Raw genomic sequence first — 20,305 nt, 5'->3', positions numbered from 1 at the left:
ATTAAGAATCATACCTGTTCGCAAAACGCTGGGCTTTCCTGTCCCTGGCGGTCAGTGAAAAGTCGCGCGCTGCGTAAAATTCAAAGCGCTGTCGATGGCATGAATCGGTATTGGCAACAAAGTCTGGCCGAAATCAGCCAGCGTATCGGCAAAATTGCGGGCAGCCCCTGCTACATCGTCGCAGCGACGACGGCAGGCAATGGCTTCAAGGCAGGTATCGAGCAGCAGCGCGTCCTGATTGTGGATGCCGGAAATCAACCCCAGCGTCAGGCATTCCTCGCGGCAGACATGGTGCGAATCGAAAGGAAACGCCCGCAACGGACAGCTGGCGCAATGGCGCAGAACGCGGATGAAATGCGACAGCTCGCCCAACGCGCGTTTTGCTTCCGACGGTCCGAGAACTTCCGAATAGAGGCCCCAGGTCATTTCCCACGGGATGATCGAGCCGGTCTCGAAACCTGCAGTCCAGCGGCGATAGCCTTCCAGCACCAGCTTCTCCGGCAGGCGATCGAAATAGCCCGCACTGTTGGCGCCGTTCAGTTGGGATATGCGCATATTCATGTCCGCCTCCCGCAGAAGGTGCGGAACGAAGACATGCGCATGGATGCGGGGACAAAGCCCTGCTTGCCTGCCGAGGGACGTTCGGTTTCCCCCCGCACATTACAATATCCGGTCGGCAAGAGACTGAGCTGCCAGGGCAGGCCGTCGACATTTGCGGACCGGCATTCGCCGAGACCAATCATAGGGTCCTCCAATCGAAAGGGTTCAAGGCCCAGACATCAAAGGTTGTGAATTTGCACTGTATATAAAAGCCTGAAAATACATCTGGAGTCAATTCCTCAACTTTAAAACATATTATATTTCAATTATTTAGAATAATTCTAGACTAGAATAGTCATGTTTACAGCATTCAGGCAGGAACGCAACCGCTGCGGGGGCGCAGCGGTTGCGGCAAACGGGCGCATAATGCGCGAAGGAGAGACCGCGGATCATCCGCCCCTTTGCAAAGGAGCTCGTTCTCGCGAACAGGCTTTGATGCATTTCCAGAAACGGCGCAAATGGCGCGATTTACCGGAAATGCTTTCGGGAGCGCCGATCTGATTCAATCAGACGGCAACACACTCTAATGACCCGAATGGTCCTCGCCCTTCTGGCCGCTTTGCGCGGTGACGGGGAAATCGATCGTGACCTTACCGGCCTTTTCGAATTCCAGCGTCACCGGCACGGTCTCGCCTTCCTTGTACGGCTTCTCCGGCTGGATGAACATGAGGTGATAACCACCGGACTTCAGCTCGACCTTCTCGCCTGCCGGGATATCGAGACCGCCTTCAAGCTGGCGCATCTTCATCACGTCATTCTGCATCGACATTTCGTGGATTTCGACACGCTTGACGCCTTTTGTGGTGACGGAAACCAGCTTGTCGGCATTCTTGCCGTCATTGGCGATGGTCAGAAACCCGCCTGCGACCTTGGCACCGGGAACCATGGCGCGTACCGAAGGGCCCGTGATTTCGAGGTCACCAAGCTTCGTCGGCATTGCTGCCTGCATGGAGGCATGGTCCATCTTGCCCATATGGTCCATCTGGCCCATCTTGCCGTGCCCGTCATGGCCGCCATGCTCATCGTCAGCACCTGCCGCCATTACATGCAGCTGGGGCGCGGGGTGCTTCAGATCGTGCGGGTTCTGGCCATCCTTGGGGATTTCCGTCCAGGCAACTGATGCATCGCTTCCACAAAGCTGTGTCACGGGGAAGGAGAGGGTCGTATCCTTGTCGAATTTGGCGAGCTGGCCGACGACGGTGAATTCATCATAGAAGTCGCTGGGCAGATTGCCCTCGGTGAAGCGGACTTCCTGGACACCCGAGGACACGTCCTTGCCATGCACCTTGTAGCTCTTCGCGTAGTCGCCCTTGAAGGTCTCTATCTTCCAGCCTGCCTTGGCCTGCGGCTGAGCCGAAATGAAGCCTTCGGGTAGCTCGATCTTTACTTCGGTCGTGGGCTTGCCATCGCAGCCATGTGGAATGCGGAAGGTTGCCTTGTAGAAGCTGCCTGCCTTGGCTTCGCCCTGGTCGAGAGAGGAATGGGCATGGGCCATGCCGGCGGAGGCGCATAATGCAGCAAATGAGATCGCAGAAGCGAGAAAACGATAGTTTTTCATTGTGTTAAACCTGAATAATCGTTGGAAGACGCGCCGAAACTGGGTTTGGGCGCAATTTCATTGCGGAATGCGGTTCAGAGCGCGATTGTGAACTGATTGAATCAGATTGGGGCTCAAACTGTTTGCTTTGGCGCGCATCTTGTCCGAAAGCCGTTTCAGACCTTTCGGGATGCGCTCAAAAGAACGCATTCGCTCAAACGGGATTATTCAGGCGATGGGCGGCGCTTGCGGCGGAGCCGATGGGGGATAGGCGTTGCGGCGCAGAACGGGCTGCGGCGGCACGATCCCGTCGGCCATGGCGATATGGGGGGCAGCGCCGGTGGAACCGGCAGGTGCCGGGCACAGGAAGGCCGACGAAATCCGGCAGGCTTCGCAACTATTGTTGCTCAGATGCTTGTCGTGACCCTGATTGTTCGGATCGGAGCCGTGGTCACCGATACAAAGCACCGGATAGGTGCCGTCCGGCAGTTTGTACTGGGCAAGCAGATAGCTGTCGGGCCCATTGAGATCGACGGGTTTATGCGCAAAGGCGACGAACATCAGGGCAAATACGCTGAGGATGCGTATCGCCAGAGACATCCGATATTGGCCGATGCTCGTCTTCAACTCAAAGCTTCTCCGTTCAAGCCGAATTTACCTAGCCTATGCGGGCCGTCTTTGCCACTGGACAAATAGTCCGATTGTTAGGGGAATAGGGGAATAGGGGAATAGGGGAATAGGGGAATAGGGGAATAGGGGAATAGGGTGTGGGCAGGCGGTGGACAAGGCAAGCAAAATATTTGCCTTGACCGAGAAATAAGCGTTTTTCCCTTACTCCCTTACTCCCTTACTCCCTTACTCCCTTACTCCCTTACTCCCTTACTCCCTTACTCCCTTACTCCCTACACATACCGCCCGCCGCGCTGCAGAACCTCGATCTTGTAGCCATCGGGGTCTTCGGCAAAGAAGAAGCGGGCAAGCTGCACGCCATTGTTCTTGAAATCGACCAGCTTGCCGACCTTGAAGCCAAGTTCCGTGAAACGGGCATGTTCTGCATCGACATCATCGACCGCCACGGCGAGATGACCATAGCCATCGCCAAGATTGTAAGGCTCGGTACGGCCCTTGTTCACGGTCAGCTCGACTTCAAAATCGGCTTCCGCATTGCGCAAATAAATCAATGTGAAGGTTTCGAAATCGATGCGTTCCGCAATATCGAGGCCAAAAGCCTGATTGTAGAAGGAAACGGACTTCTCTTCGTCGAGAACGCGGATCATCGTGTGAATGGCTTTGGCCATGGCTTGCTCCGATGTTTGGAATGGAGCATTTCCAGCAAAAGTGCGAAGCGGTTTTGCGCTGGATAATGCGTGAGAAGAAATATTTAGAGTAGCTCCAGCAATTCTTTCGTAAATGGAACCACTCTAAATGGTTGGGCACTATTGGCGTTTGGTTGGAAAGCTGATTATGTCAGGACTGGATATGAAGCAACAATGAAGGAGCAGGGCGGTAAGGTGCGAGGGCAATAAGGCAATCGGGCAGTCTGTTCTGCTCGATATGGATTTCCTTATGTCGCCGCTTCCTTACCCTCTTGGTGCAGTGAAATGGCAAGCGTAACACGCGAACAGGTTCTGGAGCGGCTGAAGGCCGTGACGGGGCCGGATTTCGAAAGCGATGTTGTGTCGCTCGGTCTGGTTTCCGATATTTTTATTGCCGACGGCAAGGTCTTTTTCTCCATCACGGTCCCCGCCGAGCGCGCCGATGCGCTGGAGCCGATGCGGCTTGCTGCTGAAAAGGCCGTGAAGGAAATTCCGGGCGTCACCGGTGCGCTGGTCACGCTTACGGCGGAAAAAAGAGGCGGACGCACCAGCGACGATGCGCCGCCGCCACCCAAACCGCAGCCGCGCCCTGCCGCCGCACCCGCACAGCACCGCCATCCCGCGCCACCGCAACGCCCGGCGCAAAAGCCCGGCATTCCGGGCGTCGGCGCGATCATTGCCGTTGCTTCCGGCAAGGGCGGCGTCGGCAAGTCCACCACGGCGGTCAATCTGGCGCTCGGTCTTGCCGCCAACGGGCTGAAGATCGGTATTCTGGATGCCGATATTTACGGGCCGTCCATGCCGCGCCTGCTTGGCCTTTCCGGCCGCCCGGAAACGGTCGAGGGACGAACCCTCAAGCCGATGGAAAATTTTGGCATCAAGGTCATGTCGATGGGCTTCATGGTCGATGAGGAAACGCCGATGATCTGGCGCGGGCCGATGGTCATGTCGGCGCTGACGCAGATGCTGCGCGAAGTGGCCTGGGGCGAGCTTGATGTTCTGGTGGTCGACATGCCGCCCGGCACCGGCGACGCACAGCTGACCATGGCGCAGCAGGTGCCGCTGGCAGGCGCCGTTATTGTTTCGACGCCGCAGGATCTGGCGCTGATCGACGCGCGCAAGGGCTTGAACATGTTCCACAAGGTGAATGTGCCGCTTCTCGGCATCGTCGAAAACATGAGCTATTTCATCGCGCCCGACACCGGCGCGCGCTATGATATTTTCGGCAATGGCGGCGCGAGGAAGGAAGCGGAACGTCTCGACGTGCCGTTCCTCGGCGAAGTGCCGCTGCATATGGACGTCCGTGCCTATTCGGACGCTGGCACGCCGATTACCGTCAAGGAGCCGGATAGCGAACACGCGAAAATCTATCGCGAGATAGCGCGCAAGGTCTGGGACAACATGAAAGGCGGCAAGGGGGCCGGGAAGCCAGCGCCGGCCATTGTTTTTGAGTAAGAAAAAGGGCCGTTTCCGGCCCTCAGATTGATTACAAACCCCTCGATTTTTGGAAGCAGTCAAAAACGAGGGGTTTTGATTCCGATTTGTTCACGTTCTGAATCTGGGACGTTCCGTGAATCTGAGGTCATTTTGACCCTGCCGGAGGTTTGTCAGCAGCCTGAGGGCCGTTTCCGGCCCTTTTTCTTTGGTCAGGTGATAACGCTCGGCGCATCGCGTCCGCTGCGCTTCTTCACCTGCGTGATTTGTTCTGCCGCCTCGATGAATGGGGCCAGCGTTTCCTGCGTATCGAGATTATGCTTCGCGGTGTCCGCTTCATAGCGCTCGACATAGATGCGGATGGTTGCGCCAGATGTGCCGGTGCCGGACAGGCGCAGCACCACGCGACCGCCTTCGGGGAAATAGATGCGGATGCCCTGATGCTCGCTGATCGAGCCGTCGACCGGATCGTGATAGGCAAAATCGTCGGCTTTCTCGATTTTGAGGCCGTTGACCGTGGTGCCGGGCAGGCTGGCAAGCTTGTCGCGCAGATCGGCCACCAGCTTTTTGGCGATATCGGAATCGACCGCTTCATAATCGTGGCGGGTGTAATAGTTGCGCCCGAAACGCGCCCAATGTTCCTCGACGATTTCCTTCACGCTCTGCTTGCGCACAGCGAGAATATTGAGCCAGAGCAGCACGGCCCACAGGCCGTCCTTCTCGCGCACATGGTCGGAGCCGGTGCCGGAGCTTTCCTCGCCGCAGATCGTGACCTTGCCGTTGTCGAGCAGATTGCCGAAGAATTTCCAGCCCGTCGGCGTTTCAAACATGCCGATGCCGAGCTTGTCGGCCACGCGGTCGGCGGCGGCACTGGTCGGCATGGAGCGCGCAATGCCCTTGATGCCGTCCTTGTAGCCCGGCGCCAGATGCGCATTGGCGGCGAGCATGGCAAGCGAATCGGATGGCGTGACGAAGATGCCGCGCCCGATAATGAGGTTGCGATCGCCGTCGCCATCGGAAGCCGCGCCGAAATCCGGCGCATGATCGGACATCAAAAGATCATAGAGATCCTTGGCATAGACGAGATTCGGATCGGGATGATGACCGCCGAAGTCCGGCAGCGGCACGAAATTGACCACACTGCCTTCCGGCGCGCCGAGACGGCGCTCAAAAATTTCCTTGGCGTAAGGTCCGGTCACGGCATGCATCGCGTCGAACTTCATGCGGAACCCGCCCTTGATCATGGCGCGGATGGCGTCGAAGTCGAACAGGCTTTCCATCAGCTCGGCATAGTCGGTGACGGGATCGAAGATGACGACCTCGGTATCGCCGATCCGGTTGGTGCCGATCCTGTCGATATCGACGTCCGCCACATCGGCAATTTTGTACTGGTCGATCACCTTGGAGCGGGCGAAGATCGCCTCGGTGATCTTTTCCGGCGCAGGCCCGCCATTGCCGATATTGTACTTGATGCCGAAATCTTCATTCGGACCGCCGGGATTGTGGCTGGCCGAAAGCACCATGCCGCCGAAAGCTTTGTATTTGCGGATCATGTTGGAGGCGGCGGGCGTCGAGAGAATGCCGCCCTGACCCACCATGATGCGGCCAAAACCGTTGGCGGCGGCGATCTTGATGAGCTTCTGGATCACTTCGCGATTGTAATAGCGCCCGTCACCGCCGACCACGAGCGTCTTGCCGGCAAAACCTTCCAGCACATCGAAAACCGACTGGATGAAGTTTTCCGCATAATTGGGCTGCTGGAAAACCGGAACCTTCTTGCGCAGGCCTGAAGTGCCCGGCTGCTGGTCTTGATATGGCGTGGTCGCAATCGTCTTGACGGTCATGTTTTTCCCGTTCGGTTCAATGAATTAAGCGGTCAATGTGTGGGCATTTGCGGTCATTGCAAGACAACATAGATCAAACTTGTTGATTGAAAATAACAAACTGTGTGTTTGTTGTGTCAGCCTAGTTCCTTGAACAGGACGCTCTGGTCGAACAGATAGCGGTTGGAGAGCGGCAGGCTTGCCGCGCCCATCGCCTTGGCATGGACGCCAACCTTGCCCTCGATGATCGTCGGTGCGCGCAGGCCCTGCAAGTCGAGGCATGAAAGCTCCACGCGCGTCGCCTCCACGATGCGGTGGCGCACATTGCCCGGCAGCCAGCCGTCGATGACGGCGGCGGGAAAGTCGATGACGGAGGCGGCTGCCACCGCCGCATGGGCCAACCCGCGTGCGGCAAGCGCCACCCATTCATCGAGCGGCGTGCCGAAATTGCGCCAGTTTTCCGGCGAAAGCCACAGATCGTCGGAGGGCAGATGCCGCTCCTGCAACATGCGTTCTAGAACGAACAGCGAGGCCGTATCGATGAGCTGCAAGGTCTCGCCGCGCTCCCACGTGCCGCGCATCCGCATCGGCATGGAGCCGAGCGCGCCCGCATTGCCGGTTCGGCCCGGATAGAGCGTGTTGTTGAGCACCACGCCGCCGCCGATGAACGAGCCAATGAAAAAATAGACGAAGTCGGTGAATTCCGGCCCGCGACCGAAGGTCAGTTCCGCACCGCAAGCCGCTGTTCCATCATTCTGCACGAAGACCGGAAACGGAAATGCCTTGGCGAAATCGCTGACCAGATCGGCACCGAGCCATGCATCCAGGTCCTCAGCCGGTGCACCCACTTCCTCGACCCAGTTCCACAATTCGAAGGGCAATGCGATGCCCAGCCCCGCAATGCGCCCGCGTTTGCCGGGATCGAGAGCCATGGTGAAATCGTCCACGCTGTCGAGGGTGAAGCGGCGGATTTCACCCGGCACAGGCCAGCGATAGGTGATGTGCCGCCGCTCGCGGATCGCCCCCAGAAAATCCATCAGGATGATTTCCGCGCTGCGTCGCCCGATCTTGAGACCGAAGGAGAAAACCCCGTCGGCGGCAAGGCGCATCGGCATGGAAGGCTGGCCGACACGACCGCGCACCCGTTCGCCCTGCGTGATGAGACCGTCCTTTTCCAGAGCACGAATGATGACGGAAACCGTCTGCGCCGAAAGTCCGGTCAGCCGCGCAATATCGGCGCGGGCAAGCGCACCATGCCTGCGCACCAGCGCCAGAACCAGCCGCTCATTATAGGCGCGCACGCCGATCTGGTTTGAACCGCGATTGACGCTCGCGCCCGGCCCGGCGAATTGCAGCATGGCAGGCCCCGGAGTGCCGGAAAGTGTCCCGGAAAGGGTGCCGGATAGCGTATCGGCAGACCTGCTGTCTGGTTCGCCTTCAACTTTATGCCTGACCATTGCCTCTCCCCGATTCCAGCCCATGGAATGCAATCTCGAAATGCAGCCATGGAATGCCGGAATTCCTAAACCAACCATCGAAGGAGAAAAAGCCCTCTTTGCAAGGGATATAAAATAAAAACAAACGCTTAAGATAGACCACGTAATGAAACGACCAGCCTGCCGTTCGCCTTTGCCGGTCCTCTCTCCTCCGTCTTCCAGAATGACACGGCATATTAATAAATCAAGTGGATTTATTAATTGACTCTGTTTTGAAGCCGTGTTTTGCTTCTCCCCTGCCGGGGGAAGAGGACCGGCTCAATCTGGGAGGAGTCCATGAAGAAGACAGTTCTGTCGGCAGCCTTTGCTGCCTTCGCGCTTGGCGCTGCCGCCATTCCATTGAGTTCGGCCAATGCCGCCGATGTCGGCGCGTGCCTCATCACCAAGACCGATACCAACCCGTTCTTCGTCAAGATGAAGGAAGGCGCCATCGCCAAGGCCAAGGAGCTGGGCGTCAATCTCAAGACCTATGCGGGCAAGATCGACGGCGATTCCGAAAGCCAGGTCGCAGCCATCGAAACCTGTATCGCCGATGGGGCGAAGGGCATTCTGATCACCGCTTCCGACACCAAGGGCATCGTGCCGTCGCTGCAGAAAGCGCGCGATGCCGGTATGCTCATCATCGCGCTCGACACGCCGCTTGAGCCAGCCGACGCGGCTGACGCAACCTTTGCCACCGACAATTTCCTCGCCGGTGAGCTGGTGGGTAAATGGGCGGCGGCAACGCTTGGCGACAAGGCCAAGGATGCAAGGGTTGCCTTCCTCAACCTCACCGCATCGCAGCCCAGCGTCGACGTTCTGCGCGATCAGGGCTTTGCCACCGGCTTCGGCATCGATCCGAAGGACAAGACCAAGCTGGGCGACGAGGATGATCCGCGCATTGCCGGTCGCGACCTGACCGACGGCAATGAAGAAGGCGGACGCCGCGCCATGGAAAACCTTCTCCAGAAGGACCCGAACATTAATGTCGTCCACACCATCAATGAACCTGCCGCCGCCGGTGCCTATGAGGCTCTGAAGGCCGTCGGGCGCGAGAAGGACGTGCTGATCGTCTCCATCGATGGCGGTTGCCCCGGCGTGAAGAATGTCGAAGCCGGTGTGATCGGCGCGACCTCGCAGCAATATCCGCTGCAGATGGCGGCACTCGGCATTGAGGCGATCAAGAAGTTTGCCGATACGGGTGAAAAGCCGAAGCCGACCGAAGGCAAGGACTTTGTCGATACGGGCGTGTCGCTTGTCACCGACAAGCCGGCGGAAGGCGTTCCGTCCATCGACACGAAGACCGCACTCGACAAGTGCTGGGGCTGATCCCCTTTCCGAAACTCAGGCCCGGCATATCGGAAGATCTGCCGGGCAGGGTCTGCGAGTGAAGGCAGGAGACAGACATGAGTGAGCCACAGGCGGCTTCCGCTGCACAAAAACAGTCCATGCAGGACTATGAAAAGACGCTGTCGCAGAGCGCGGCCGATGTCGCCTCCTTCGATGCGGGCGACCAGTCGGTGCTTTATCGGATGCGCAATTTCCTGCATCACAATCCCGCCGCCGTGCCGCTGATCGTGCTCGTCCTGTCGCTGCTGGTATTTGGCGTCACGCTTGGCGGCAAGTTCTTCTCCGCCTTCGCATTGACGCTCATTCTGCAACAGGTCGCCATCACCGGCATCGTTGCGGCGGCGCAGACGCTGGTGATTCTCACCGCCGGTATCGATCTTTCGGTCGGCGCCATCATGGTGCTGTCATCGGTGGTGATGGGGCAGTTCACCTTCCGCTATGGCCTTCCCGCCGAACTTTCCATTCTCTGCGGCTTTGCGACCGGCGCGCTCTGCGGTTTCATCAATGGCTTTCTGGTGGCCTATGTCCGTCTGCCGCCCTTCATCGTGACGCTTGGCATGTGGCAGGTGATCCTTGCCACCAACTTCCTCTATTCCGCCAATGAGACGATCCGCGCGCAGGAAATCACGGCGGAAGCGCCGATCCTGCAATTCTTCGGCGAGAGCATCCGCATCGGCGGCGCGGTCTTCACCTATGGCGTCATCGCGATGGTGCTTCTGGTGCTGCTGCTCTGGTATGTGCTGAACCATACCGCCTGGGGACGGCATGTCTACGCTATTGGCGACGATCCGGAGGCGGCGCAGCTTTCCGGTGTCTCGGTCAAGCCGATCCTCATGTCGGTCTATGTGCTGGCCGGTATCATCTGCGCACTTGCGGGCTGGGCCATGATCGGTCGTCTCGGTTCCGTGTCGCCAACCGCTGGCCAGTTCGCCAATATCGAATCCATCACCGCCGTGGTGATCGGCGGCATATCGCTCTTCGGCGGGCGCGGCTCCATTCTCGGCACCATGTTCGGCGCGCTGATCGTCGGCGTGTTTTCGCTGGGCCTGCGCCTGTGGGGCACCGATCCGCAATGGACCTATCTCCTGATCGGCGTTCTCATCATTGCCGCCGTCGCCATCGACCAGTGGATCAGAAAGGCTGCCGCATGAAAACGAACACCACGCCTGTTCTTTCTGCCAAGGGGCTGGTCAAGCGCTATGGTCGCGTCACAGCTCTCGACCATGCCGATTTCGACCTCTATCCGGGCGAAATCCTCGCGGTCATCGGCGACAATGGCGCAGGCAAGTCCTCGCTCATCAAGGCGCTGTCCGGCGCGATCAAGCCCGACGAGGGGGAAATCCTGCTCGACGGCCAGCCGGTCAGCTTCCATTCGCCGATGGAAGCGCGGCAGGCGGGCATCGAGACTGTCTACCAGAACCTTGCCTTGTCGCCCGCGCTTTCCATTGCAGACAATCTGTTTCTTGGCCGTGAAATCCGCCGCAAGGGACCGCTCGGTTCGATGTTGCGCATGCTGGATCGTGGTGCGATGGAAAAGATCGCGCGCGAAAAACTGTCAGAACTAGGCTTGATGACGATCCAGAACATCGGCCAGGCGGTGGAAACCCTTTCGGGCGGTCAGCGTCAGGGCGTTGCGGTGGCGCGTGCTGCTGCCTTCGGCTCCAAGGTGGTCATCATGGACGAGCCGACTGCGGCGCTCGGCGTCAAGGAATCACGCCGCGTGCTGGAGCTCATTCAGGACGTGAAGCGGCGCGGCATGCCCATCGTCCTCATCTCGCACAACATGCCGCATGTGTTCGAGGTTGCCGACCGCATCCACATTCACCGGCTCGGACGCCGCCTGACAGTCATCGACCCGAAGGAATATTCCATGTCGGATGCCGTGGCGCTGATGACCGGCGCAATGAGGCCGAAGGAAGCGGCTTGAACAGAGCCGGTACGTCTCCGATAAATTGGCAGGACGAATCACGGAAACCGGACATGACGCCTATCGAGCGCGAAGCCCTGCCTTCGGAAATTCTTGCACGGCTGGCGCAGACCGGCGGACGCCTGATCGTGGCCATTGCCGGTCCGCCGGGCGCGGGCAAATCCACGCTGTCCGACTATCTGCTCCATGCCATCAACAAGGGCGGTGAAACACCGTCCATCGTCGTGCCCATGGACGGGTTTCATCTTGATGACGGGATTCTCGATCAGCGCGGATTGCTGAGCCGCAAGGGTTCGCCGCCCACCTTCGACTGCGCCGGATTTGCGGTGTTGCTGCAGCGTCTGAAACAGGCGGAGGGCGAAATCTTCATCCCGGTCTTCGACCGTTCGCTGGAGCTTTCCCGCGCCGCCGCATCCGTGGTTGGCCCCGAGCACCGCGTGCTTCTGGTCGAGGGCAATTATCTGCTGCTCGATCAGGAACCCTGGTCCAGGCTCGCCCCTTTTTTCGACATGACGCTCTATCTGGACGTACCGTTTGCAGAGCTGGAACGCCGCCTGACCGATCGTTGGCTCAGTTTCGGCTTCGATGCCGAAACGGCCCGAAACCGCGCTCTTTCCAACGATATTCCCAATGCCGAACTCGTGGTAGCGCAATCGCGCAAGGCGGATTTTGTCGTGAAATCGGGCGCACGATAATAGAGAATTGCGCCTTTCAAGGGTTGCGGCGATGCGCTTGCGTCTGCATGATGGCAAAAATCGCTTCATCAGTTTCCGACCGGAATAGTTCCCCATGACGACTTATGTTTTTGCGCCGCCCCCGCAGCCATTTCTGCCGGTAAAGGGAACGGACGCGCGCTTTCCCGTGCATCGCATCTATTGCGTCGGCCAGAACTATGCCGATCATGCCATCGAAATGGGCGGCGATCCGACCCGCAATCCGCCGTTTTTCTTCCAGAAGAACCCGGACAGCCTCGTGATCGAAGGCGGTGACTTTCCCTATCCGCCAAAGACCGAAGACGTACATCACGAGATCGAGCTTGTGGTGGCGCTGAAGACCGGCGGCACCGACATTACTGTCGAAAAGGCGCTGGACCATGTTTATGGCTACGCCGTCGGCATCGACATGACGCGCCGCGACCTGCAGGCCGTGGCCAAGAAGGCCGGTCGTCCGTGGGAAGTCGCAAAGGCTTTCGAGCACTCCGCGCCCTGTTCGGCCATCGTGCCGGTGTCGGACATCGGCCATCTGGAAAAGGCTGCGATTTCGCTCGCCATCAATGGCGAAACCCGCCAGTCTGGCGACCTCAACCAGATGATCTGGAAGGTCGCGGAAACCATTTCCTACCTGTCTTCGCTCTTTGAGCTGCAGCCCGGCGATCTTATCTTTACGGGTACGCCTGCGGGCGTCGGGCCGGTGACGCGCGGCGACCGCCTGGAAGGCAAGGTCGACGGTGTGGCAACTCTCACCGTAACCGTGGTCTGATTCTCTTCACGTGGAGGAGTATGAATGAGCATCTATCTTCCCGATGACGTGCACGGCGCTCTGGAGCGCTTCATCGCCGAAAAGCATCCCGGTCTTAACCAGACCGAGGCGATGACGCTGATCCTGCGCAAATGGCTGGTGCGCGAGGGTTATCTGTCGGCGGAGCCCGAACACGGCACGCCGCCGGAAGAACTGAACGCGACCAATGACGACTGAACAAGGCAGCAATTGATTATGGCCAAACAGCCGCCGGAAGGGGCGGGTCGCAAGACCGCGCTCGGGCGACGCCTTTTGATTCTGATGATTCTGGCACTCCTGCTTGTGATCGCGCTCGTCTGGATGAGCATTTATCTCTTCGATCCGAATGGCGGTCTGGACTTCGATGATCTCGGAATTTTCGCGTGTGATTTCAATGCCGTAGTTACGGTGCTGCCACGCATTCTGTGAGTGCGTTAATCTTTTTGTTACCATTTGAAATATTCATTTTGGCCAAGCCCTCACGTTTAGCGCTTCCGTTTGCCGTCTTTTGCATGGTACACGATTGTCATCGACCGAAAGAAGACTGACTGAGCCGGGCCCTCAAAGTCCGTGTAAGCCAAGAGGATCTGGATGGCATTCGAGGACATCAAGGCGGAAATTGCGCTGCTTTTCGAGCAAATGGTGAACCAGCCGCAAGACGCTCATGAAATCCGCGAAACGGTTCGCGAAAAGCTCAATGCGTTGCGGGCCAGCGGTTTGCCCCTGCCTGAAGATCTGGTCGAGCTTGAAAAACGCATCGAAAAAGATTTCGATTCCTGAGAACGGGTCCGGTCATGCGTTACGCGCTTTCTTCTTCATCCGCTGATCTGGTCCGCAAGGGCCTCATGCTTCTTGGTTGTGCCGTGGCGCTGAGCGCCTGCAACACCACCAATGACGGCAAGCCCGTGAAGACGGCGCTGATCACGCAGACCGATACATCCGGCCAGACCGCTTCCGCGACAGGCGCGGCAACCGCCGATGCAGGCGCTGTTGCCGGAACGCAAACTGTCGCAGCCGTGACCGATGCTTCCGATCCAGTCCTGCCGACCGCCGTTCCCATTCCCGGCATTCGTGGCCAGTCCGAACCGATGATGGCCTATGCCGGTGCGCAGGCTGCCGCTTCGCCGGCTTCCGTTGCCGCCAATATGGCCTTCGAGACGCCGGATCACGCGCCGGAAGGTCTCGATGCGCTGATTACCAAATATTCCGTCGCCTATGACGTGCCGGAGCGCTTGGTGCGCCGGGTCGTGCATCGCGAAAGCCGGTTCAATCCGGGTGCGCGCAATGGACCCTATTGGGGTCTGATGCAGATCAGCCATCCGACCGCGCGCGGCATGGGTTATACGGGTTCGGCCAAGGGCCTGCTCGATGCGGAAACCAATCTGAAATATGCTGTTCGCTATCTGTCCGGCGCCTATAAGGTCGCAGGCGGTGATGAAAGTCAGGCAGTCCGCTATTATGCGCGCGGCTATTATTACGATGCCAAGCGCAAGGGACTGTTGCAGGAGACCGGCCTCGACGGCAGCTGGAAGCGCAATGGCCCGACCCGTGATGCAGCCGCTTCCATCCAACCGGCATCCTTGCCGGAAGGCGGGGCAGCACCGCTTCCGGGCGTAGCACCCATTCAGGCTTCCTACACGCCAGCGCAGTAAACCTGCTTGAACGAACTGTCATCTTGACGCTGCAAAGCGATGGCAGTTTCCTGTTGAGAGCGCATCCCGAAAAGTGTGAAACGGTTTTCGGAAAAGATGCGCGTTAAAGCAAAGGACTAGAGCGCCGATCTGACCCAATCAGATCGAAACGCGCTCTGGAACCGACGACAGGGAAATTTCATGAATGTAAGACTGCCTCATCCAGTCAAATGGAAATATGACCGGGCCGAATTGTGGGCCGATGGCGTCATCCATGTGCTGGGTGTCGGGCTGGCGCTTGCCGGCGCCATTGCCATGCTGTTCTATTTTCTGCCGAACATGCCTGCGGCGACCTCGATTTCATCCGGCGTCTATCTTGCGAGCCTGCTGACGGCGCTCGGAATTTCGGCTGTCTACAATATCTGGCCGGTTTCACCGACCAAATGGTTTCTGCGCCGTTTCGACCATTCGGCGATCTATCTGTTGATTGCCGGAACCTATACGCCCTTTGCCATGCATATGGGGGATCGCGCTCTGCCGCTGCTTCTCTTCGTCTGGAGCGTGGCTTTTATCGGTATCATGCTGAAACTGTTCATGCCGGGGCGTTTCGACCGGCTGTCGATCCTGCTTTATCTGGCGCTCGGCTGGAGCGGCGTCATGGTCTATGACACCATGGTGCAGTCGCTGCCGCCAGCCGTCTTCTGGCTGATTGCAGCCGGTGGCATGGTCTATTCGCTGGGTGTGATCTTCCATGTCTGGGAGCGTCTGCGGTTTCAGAATGCCATCTGGCACGGCTTTGTCGTGGTGGGCGCAGCGCTGCATTATTGCGCGGTGTTTTTCGTTGGCGCATGGAACTGAAGCCCGCTCTATTTCGGCTCTGACGGTCTGCAAATGGCGCACTTCTGCGCTTCCGTTGCTCATGTACCTTAAAGTACACTCCGCTCCGGTTCTCGAATTGCACCATTTTCGTCGCGTCATAGCCAAAATAGCGAACGGGCTTCGGAGCGCGTGATTGCTCAATGAAAGTCTCGCGAGTTCGGCATTATTCTAACATTGCGCGGATGATGCGCCATTTGCGACGGAGCGACGAGGCGTTGGGCTTCGCGTCCGCTCATTTCGATCAGCGCTGCCGAACGGTCCTGCAGTTTTGATGCCACCAGATGCACGACCCCTTCGGGGCTGCGCTGGATGCGGCCTTCGATATGGATCAGCCGCGCGCCCATGACTTCGCGGCGAAACACCTTCATGATTTTCGGCCAGACGACAATATTGGCGATGCCGGTTTCATCCTCAATGGTGAGGAACACCACACCCTTGGCGCTGCCGGGGCGCTGGCGCACGGTGACGACGCCCGCCACTTTCATGCGGCGTCCGTCGGCGCCTTCCTGAACCGCGCGGCAGGTTGAAACGCCTTCCGCTGCAAGCCCCTCGCGCAGATATTGCAGCGGATGCCCTTTCAGCGAGAGCCGGGTCGTCTCGTAATCGGCAATCACATGCTCGGATGCGGCCATTTCAGGAAGCTTCGTGCGCGGCTCTTCCGCCAGCTCGCTGGTTGCGGCGGCGCGGAACAGCGGCAGGGTTTCGTCGTTGGGTAGACGGCGCACGGCCCAAAGTGCTGCGCGGCGGTCGATATCGAGCGAGCCGAAGGCATCGGCATCCGCCAGAAGCGTGAAGGCGCGCCGGTCGAGCCGAAGCCGCCGATGCATGTCTTCAATGGTGCGGTAAGGCTCCTGCCGATCGGCAATCAGAAGCTTTACGTCCTCCTTGGAAAAACCATCGATCTGGCGAAAGCCGAGCCGGAGCGCCAGGTGAACGTCGGGTGTTTCCTCCAGAATATTGTCCCACTGGCTGAAGTTCACATCGACGGGCAGCACCGTCACGCCATGTTCGCGGGCATCGCGCACGATCTGGGCGGGGGCGTAAAAACCCATGGGTTGGGAATTGAGAAGGGCTGCGGCGAACACTTCCGGGTGATGGCACTTGATCCAGGCGGAAATATAGACCAGATGCGCGAAGCTTGCCGCATGACTTTCAGGGAAGCCATATTCGCCGAACCCCTTGATCTGGTTGAAGCAGTTTTCGGCAAAGGTCCGGTCGTAGCCACGATTGACCATGCCGTCGATCATCTTTGTCTCCATCGTATGAATGGTGCCCATCTTGCGGAAAGTGGCCATGGCGCGGCGCAACTGGTTGGCTTCTTCGGGCGTAAATTTTGCAGCCTCCATGGCGATACGCATCGCCTGTTCCTGAAACAGCGGCACACCCTTGGTCTTGCCGAGAATTTGTAGCAACTCGTCGGGAGGGCCATGTTCCGGCGAAGGCGATGGCAAGGTGCAGGGTTCCTGTCCGTTTCGCCGCCTCAGATAAGGATGCACCATGTCACCCTGAATGGGGCCGGGACGCACGATGGCGACCTCGATGACAAGATCATAGAACTCTTGCGGACGCAGGCGTGGCAACATGTTCATCTGGGCCCGGCTTTCCACTTGAAACACGCCGAGCGAATCCCCCTTGCACAGCATGTCGTAGACGGCTTTGTCGCCCTGCTCCACGGTTGCCAGCGTCAGCTTCTCGCCACCATAAAGTTGCGGCTTGTGCTGGTGAATGAGATCAAAGGCCTTGCGGATGCAGGTGAGCATGCCGAGCGACAGCACATCGACCTTCATCAGCCCCACCTCGTCGATATCGTCCTTGTCCCATTCGATGAAGGAGCGGTCTTCCATCGCCGCCGGGCCGATGGGCACGGTTTCGTCCAGCCGGTCGCGGGTGAGCACGAAGCCGCCGACATGCTGCGACAGGTGACGCGGAAAGCCGATCAGCGTGATGGCCAGTTCCACCGCGCGCCGGATGATGGGGTTGTCGGGGTCGAGACCCGCCTGCCTGATATGCTGCTTGTCGATGCCGCCGCCCGATATGCCCCAGACCGTATTGGCAAGCGCCGCCGTCACGTCTTCGGTCAGCCCCAGCGCCTTGCCGACATCGCGGATCGCGCTGCGGGACCGATAGCTGATGACGGTCGCGACAATGGCCGCGCGATCTCTCGAATAACGGTCATAGACATATTGCATCACCTCTTCGCGCCGCTCATGCTCGAAATCGACGTCGATATCCGGCGGTTCCTGGCGCTCGGCGGAGATGAAGCGCTCGAACAGGAGGTCCACTTCCGTCGGGTTCACGCCGGTAATGCCAAGGCAGAAACAGACGACGGAATTGGCCGCCGAACCGCGCCCCTGACACAGAATTTTTTCTCGGCGGGCATAGTTCACAATGTCATAGACGGTGAGAAAATAGGGCTCGTATTCAAGCTGGGCGATCAGCGCCAGTTCCTTGTTGATGAGGCCCTGCACCTTTGGCGGGATCGTGTCCGCGCCGTAATGGCGCGCCGCGCCTTCCCAGGTGAGATCGTGCAGATGCTGCCGTGCCGTCTTGCCGGGCGGGATGGGCTCATCGGGATAGGCATATTTCAGATCATCAAGCTGGAAGGTGATGGGCGCGACGAAATCGGCGGTCGCCGCGACAGCTTCAGGATAATCGCGGAACAGCCGCAGCATTTCCTCTGGCGGTTTTAGGTGGCGCTCGGCATTCTTTTCCAGAAGCCGCCCGGCTGCGAAAACCGTGGTGTGATGGCGCGTGGCCGTCAGCACGTCCTGAAGCGCGCGGCGGTTGGGATGGTGATAGAGCACGTCATTGGTGGCGATGAGCGGCACGCCTGCCTGTGCGGCAAAACGGGCGCTGCGTTCTGCGCGGCGTCCGTCATGGCCTTGATGCGGCATGGCGAGCGCCAGCCAGACGGAGCCGGGGGCAGCTTGCGCAATCTCCGTCAGGCGTGCGGCAAAATCCGGCCTGTCTTCGTCAGGCGGAAAGACCGCGATCTGGAACTGCCGCGCGCGAAACAGGAGGTCGGCCCATTCGAGATGGCATTCGCCCTTGATGGCGGCGCGCTGCTTGCCCTCCGTCAGCAGGCGGCACAATTGCCCATAGGCAGCGCGATCACGCGGATAGACGACCATATCCGGCGTGCCGTCGGTGAAGGACAGGCGGCAGCCGATGAAAAGCCGGAAATCGCTTTTCTTGCGAATCTCCTTCCATTCCGCATGGGCGCGCACCACACCGGCCAGCGTGTTGCGGTCGGCAATGCCGATACCGGACAGGCCAAGCGCATGCGCACGCGCGACCAGCTCCTGCGGATGCGATGCACCGCAAAGGAAGGAAAAATTGCTGGCAGCAGCTATTTCAAAATAAGGAGCCATCACGCGAACAGCCCATGCAGAAACCAGCGCGGATGATTGGCGCCGTCATAAAGCCCCTCGCGAAAAATCCAGAAACGCTGGCCGGTCTCATCCTCCACCCGGTAATAATCGCGCAGTTCCGGCACGTTCTGACCGATTGCGAGCCACCATTCCGGCTCGATCCGTTCCGGCCCTTCGGCAAGGCGAACCTGATGACGCACCCGCCGCCACAGAAAAAACGAAGGCGGACTGTCGGGCACTTCCGCCACGCTTTCGATTGGTTGTGGCGGGCGAAACAGCTTGATGGGGCGCGCTGGCGGGTCGCCCGGCAGTTCCGCCTGGCTGCGATAATCGGCTTCGGTTTTTCGCCATCCATGCAAGGCAGGGACGAGGCCAAAGGCCCGTTCTGGGATATGCGTGTCGCGCGGAAAGGAGACGAGAACGCGGTCCTGTCCAAGCCGCGCCGAAAGTCGGTCGACCAGCTGGCCGAACCCTGCTTGGTCTTCCTCATACTGGTCGAGGCCCGTCTGGCGCTGGGCCACCGCCGCGCTGCGCAGCGCTGCCAGCCGGATCATATCGAAGCCGAAACCGGCATCAAGCGGGTCGGTGAGCGCATCGAGCCTTTCGCGCGCAAGACGCAGGAAAACCTTGTCGTTGCGCAAGGGCTGGCCGGTTTCGATACGGATATGGCGCACCTCGCCATCGACCCGGAAGAATGACGCCTCGATCAGAAGCGCGCCCTTGCCTTCCATTTCAAGCTGCTCAAACAGCGCCTGCGCCAGTTCCCGCAATATATGTTCCACCAGTTCCATTGCCGTCACCGGCTCTGACAGGCGGCGTTCGGCAAGGGTGAGCGGCAGGATGCGCAAGGGGGAAATCGGCGCGCGCTCACGCCGCGCCAGCCGGTCGAGCCTGGTGGCAAGATCGCTGCCGAAGCGGGCGGTGAGGGCGGAGCGCGGAAGTCCCATCACATCGCCGATCCGTTTCAATCCGGCGCGCTTGAGGCCGGTTTCGGCAGCTTGCGTCAGTTCAAGCGCAGAGAGCGGCAGGCGGGGGAGCAGCCGGTCGGCCTCTGTCCTGCTGAACAGGCCACCCTTCGTTCCGCGTGCCAGAAGCCGCGCGGCAAAACTGTTATCGGCAATCGCTGCCTGCACGTGCAGCCCGGCGCGTTCCAGACGCCGGATTGCGTCGACGCGCATGGCGGCAAGCCCGCCGAACAGATGCGCGCAGCCGGTTATGTCCAGCATCAGCCCATGCGGCAGATCGAAGGCGACAAGCGGCGTGTAGCGTTCGCACCAATGGGCAAGGCGCTTTAAAAGCGCCGCATCCTGTTCCGGCGCGGCCGCTGCCACATCAAGCCTTTCCACGCGGGCGCGCGCATCGGTTAGCACCATGCCGGGAAAAAGGCCGAGCCTTGCCGCTTCACCATCCACCGCCGTCAGGCGCAGCGCATTGGCCGTGCGCTCGATCACAACCAAAGGCAGGT

The 20,305-nt window shown here is 59.4% G+C and carries 19 protein-coding genes; 11 read left to right on the top strand and 8 right to left on the bottom strand.

Going from position 1 to position 20,305, the window contains the following annotated elements:
- Nucleotides 1-51 precede the first annotated feature (51 nt).
- The 4 genes from JNC70_RS03065 to JNC70_RS03050 form a co-directional block, all read right to left on the bottom strand.
- A complete protein-coding gene (locus JNC70_RS03065) occupies nt 52-561 on the bottom strand; it encodes a hypothetical protein (RefSeq protein WP_208623474.1) in 510 nt (169 codons plus the stop codon).
- A 562-nt stretch (nt 562-1,123) separates the two neighbouring features.
- A complete protein-coding gene (locus JNC70_RS03060) occupies nt 1,124-2,158 on the bottom strand; it encodes a DUF1775 domain-containing protein (protein WP_104756574.1) in 1,035 nt (344 codons plus the stop codon).
- Between the two features lie 207 nt (nt 2,159-2,365).
- Nucleotides 2,366-2,764, bottom strand: a complete 399-nt coding sequence (locus JNC70_RS03055) for a hypothetical protein (protein ID WP_104756573.1) — start codon at nt 2,762-2,764, stop codon at nt 2,366-2,368.
- A 275-nt stretch (nt 2,765-3,039) separates the two neighbouring features.
- Entirely contained in the window at nt 3,040-3,435 is a 396-nt protein-coding gene (locus JNC70_RS03050; RefSeq protein WP_104757190.1) for a VOC family protein, read from the bottom strand.
- 303 nt (nt 3,436-3,738) lie between these two features.
- Between JNC70_RS03050 and apbC the strand changes: the two genes are divergently transcribed.
- Nucleotides 3,739-4,908 (top strand): iron-sulfur cluster carrier protein ApbC, encoded by a 1,170-nt coding sequence (apbC, locus tag JNC70_RS03045; RefSeq protein WP_104757189.1) that lies wholly within the window; start codon nt 3,739-3,741, stop codon nt 4,906-4,908.
- Between the two features lie 191 nt (nt 4,909-5,099).
- On the opposite strand, the gene JNC70_RS03040 is transcribed toward apbC, so the two are convergent.
- Entirely contained in the window at nt 5,100-6,731 is a 1,632-nt protein-coding gene (locus JNC70_RS03040; protein ID WP_374788542.1) for an alpha-D-glucose phosphate-specific phosphoglucomutase, read from the bottom strand.
- Between the two features lie 116 nt (nt 6,732-6,847).
- Nucleotides 6,848-8,167, bottom strand: coding sequence for an ROK family transcriptional regulator (locus JNC70_RS03035; protein WP_104757187.1), 1,320 nt, complete (start codon nt 8,165-8,167; stop codon nt 6,848-6,850).
- Nucleotides 8,168-8,482: 315 nt separating this feature from the next.
- Between JNC70_RS03035 and JNC70_RS03030 the strand changes: the two genes are divergently transcribed.
- From JNC70_RS03030 to trhA, 10 genes are all read left to right on the top strand, one after another.
- Nucleotides 8,483-9,514, top strand: coding sequence for a sugar ABC transporter substrate-binding protein (locus JNC70_RS03030; protein ID WP_104757186.1), 1,032 nt, complete (start codon nt 8,483-8,485; stop codon nt 9,512-9,514).
- A 77-nt stretch (nt 9,515-9,591) separates the two neighbouring features.
- Nucleotides 9,592-10,686 carry an ABC transporter permease gene (locus tag JNC70_RS03025; RefSeq protein ID WP_104757185.1) on the top strand — a complete coding sequence of 365 codons (1,095 nt, stop codon included), beginning with the start codon at nt 9,592-9,594 and terminating at the stop codon, nt 10,684-10,686.
- Nucleotides 10,683-11,462: an ATP-binding cassette domain-containing protein gene (locus JNC70_RS03020; protein WP_104757184.1), complete on the top strand. Its 780-nt coding sequence runs from the start codon at nt 10,683-10,685 to the stop codon at nt 11,460-11,462. The genes JNC70_RS03025 and JNC70_RS03020 overlap by 4 nt, the downstream gene beginning before the upstream one ends.
- A gap of 53 nt (nt 11,463-11,515) precedes the next feature.
- On the top strand, nt 11,516-12,157 hold the full coding sequence (locus JNC70_RS03015) for a nucleoside/nucleotide kinase family protein (protein ID WP_104757183.1): 642 nt from the start codon (nt 11,516-11,518) through the stop codon (nt 12,155-12,157).
- Between the two features lie 94 nt (nt 12,158-12,251).
- Nucleotides 12,252-12,941, top strand: a complete 690-nt coding sequence (locus JNC70_RS03010; RefSeq protein ID WP_104757182.1) for a fumarylacetoacetate hydrolase family protein — start codon at nt 12,252-12,254, stop codon at nt 12,939-12,941.
- Between the two features lie 24 nt (nt 12,942-12,965).
- Nucleotides 12,966-13,157 (top strand): hypothetical protein, encoded by a 192-nt coding sequence (locus tag JNC70_RS03005; protein ID WP_104757181.1) that lies wholly within the window; start codon nt 12,966-12,968, stop codon nt 13,155-13,157.
- 18 nt (nt 13,158-13,175) lie between these two features.
- A complete protein-coding gene (locus JNC70_RS03000; RefSeq protein ID WP_104757180.1) occupies nt 13,176-13,388 on the top strand; it encodes a hypothetical protein in 213 nt (70 codons plus the stop codon).
- Nucleotides 13,389-13,550: 162 nt separating this feature from the next.
- Nucleotides 13,551-13,739 carry a hypothetical protein gene (locus JNC70_RS02995; RefSeq protein WP_061344759.1) on the top strand — a complete coding sequence of 63 codons (189 nt, stop codon included), beginning with the start codon at nt 13,551-13,553 and terminating at the stop codon, nt 13,737-13,739.
- A gap of 14 nt (nt 13,740-13,753) precedes the next feature.
- Nucleotides 13,754-14,611 carry a lytic transglycosylase domain-containing protein gene (locus JNC70_RS02990; protein ID WP_104757179.1) on the top strand — a complete coding sequence of 286 codons (858 nt, stop codon included), beginning with the start codon at nt 13,754-13,756 and terminating at the stop codon, nt 14,609-14,611.
- 180 nt (nt 14,612-14,791) lie between these two features.
- Nucleotides 14,792-15,448 carry a PAQR family membrane homeostasis protein TrhA gene (gene trhA, locus JNC70_RS02985; RefSeq protein WP_104757178.1) on the top strand — a complete coding sequence of 219 codons (657 nt, stop codon included), beginning with the start codon at nt 14,792-14,794 and terminating at the stop codon, nt 15,446-15,448.
- 158 nt (nt 15,449-15,606) lie between these two features.
- Here the strand turns inward: trhA and JNC70_RS02980 are convergent, their stop codons facing one another.
- Both JNC70_RS02980 and JNC70_RS02975 read right to left on the bottom strand, forming a co-directional pair.
- On the bottom strand, nt 15,607-18,840 hold the full coding sequence (locus JNC70_RS02980; RefSeq protein WP_104757177.1) for an error-prone DNA polymerase: 3,234 nt from the start codon (nt 18,838-18,840) through the stop codon (nt 15,607-15,609).
- Entirely contained in the window at nt 18,840-20,291 is a 1,452-nt protein-coding gene (locus JNC70_RS02975; RefSeq protein WP_104757200.1) for a Y-family DNA polymerase, read from the bottom strand. The genes JNC70_RS02980 and JNC70_RS02975 overlap by 1 nt, the downstream gene beginning before the upstream one ends.
- Nucleotides 20,292-20,305 lie beyond the last annotated feature (14 nt).

Origin of the sequence: Brucella oryzae (genome assembly GCF_041929965.1) — a bacterium.
GTDB classification, from domain to species: Bacteria; Pseudomonadota; Alphaproteobacteria; order Rhizobiales; family Rhizobiaceae; genus Brucella; species Brucella oryzae.
The sequence above is the reverse complement of the archived record's forward strand: the minus strand, read 5'-3'. Positions and strand labels throughout refer to the sequence as shown.

What these genes read in the sequence shown, in the direction of transcription:
- JNC70_RS03040 (WP_374788542.1), bottom strand. Translation starts at nt 6,731, where the DNA reads ATGACCGTCAAGACGATTGCGACCACGCCATATCAAGACCAGCAGCCG.
- JNC70_RS03065 (WP_208623474.1), bottom strand. Translation starts at nt 561, where the DNA reads ATGAATATGCGCATATCCCAACTGAACGGCGCCAACAGTGCGGGCTAT.
- JNC70_RS03035 (WP_104757187.1), bottom strand. Translation starts at nt 8,167, where the DNA reads ATGGTCAGGCATAAAGTTGAAGGCGAACCAGACAGCAGGTCTGCCGAT.
- JNC70_RS03005 (WP_104757181.1), top strand. Translation starts at nt 12,966, where the DNA reads ATGAGCATCTATCTTCCCGATGACGTGCACGGCGCTCTGGAGCGCTTC.
- JNC70_RS03025 (WP_104757185.1), top strand. Translation starts at nt 9,592, where the DNA reads ATGAGTGAGCCACAGGCGGCTTCCGCTGCACAAAAACAGTCCATGCAG.
- JNC70_RS03060 (WP_104756574.1), bottom strand. Translation starts at nt 2,158, where the DNA reads ATGAAAAACTATCGTTTTCTCGCTTCTGCGATCTCATTTGCTGCATTA.
- trhA (WP_104757178.1), top strand. Translation starts at nt 14,792, where the DNA reads ATGAATGTAAGACTGCCTCATCCAGTCAAATGGAAATATGACCGGGCC.
- JNC70_RS03050 (WP_104757190.1), bottom strand. Translation starts at nt 3,435, where the DNA reads ATGGCCAAAGCCATTCACACGATGATCCGCGTTCTCGACGAAGAGAAG.
- JNC70_RS02990 (WP_104757179.1), top strand. Translation starts at nt 13,754, where the DNA reads ATGCGTTACGCGCTTTCTTCTTCATCCGCTGATCTGGTCCGCAAGGGC.
- JNC70_RS03000 (WP_104757180.1), top strand. Translation starts at nt 13,176, where the DNA reads ATGGCCAAACAGCCGCCGGAAGGGGCGGGTCGCAAGACCGCGCTCGGG.
- apbC (WP_104757189.1), top strand. Translation starts at nt 3,739, where the DNA reads ATGGCAAGCGTAACACGCGAACAGGTTCTGGAGCGGCTGAAGGCCGTG.
- JNC70_RS02980 (WP_104757177.1), bottom strand. Translation starts at nt 18,840, where the DNA reads ATGGCTCCTTATTTTGAAATAGCTGCTGCCAGCAATTTTTCCTTCCTT.
- JNC70_RS03010 (WP_104757182.1), top strand. Translation starts at nt 12,252, where the DNA reads ATGACGACTTATGTTTTTGCGCCGCCCCCGCAGCCATTTCTGCCGGTA.
- JNC70_RS02995 (WP_061344759.1), top strand. Translation starts at nt 13,551, where the DNA reads ATGGCATTCGAGGACATCAAGGCGGAAATTGCGCTGCTTTTCGAGCAA.
- JNC70_RS03030 (WP_104757186.1), top strand. Translation starts at nt 8,483, where the DNA reads ATGAAGAAGACAGTTCTGTCGGCAGCCTTTGCTGCCTTCGCGCTTGGC.
- JNC70_RS03015 (WP_104757183.1), top strand. Translation starts at nt 11,516, where the DNA reads ATGACGCCTATCGAGCGCGAAGCCCTGCCTTCGGAAATTCTTGCACGG.
- JNC70_RS03020 (WP_104757184.1), top strand. Translation starts at nt 10,683, where the DNA reads ATGAAAACGAACACCACGCCTGTTCTTTCTGCCAAGGGGCTGGTCAAG.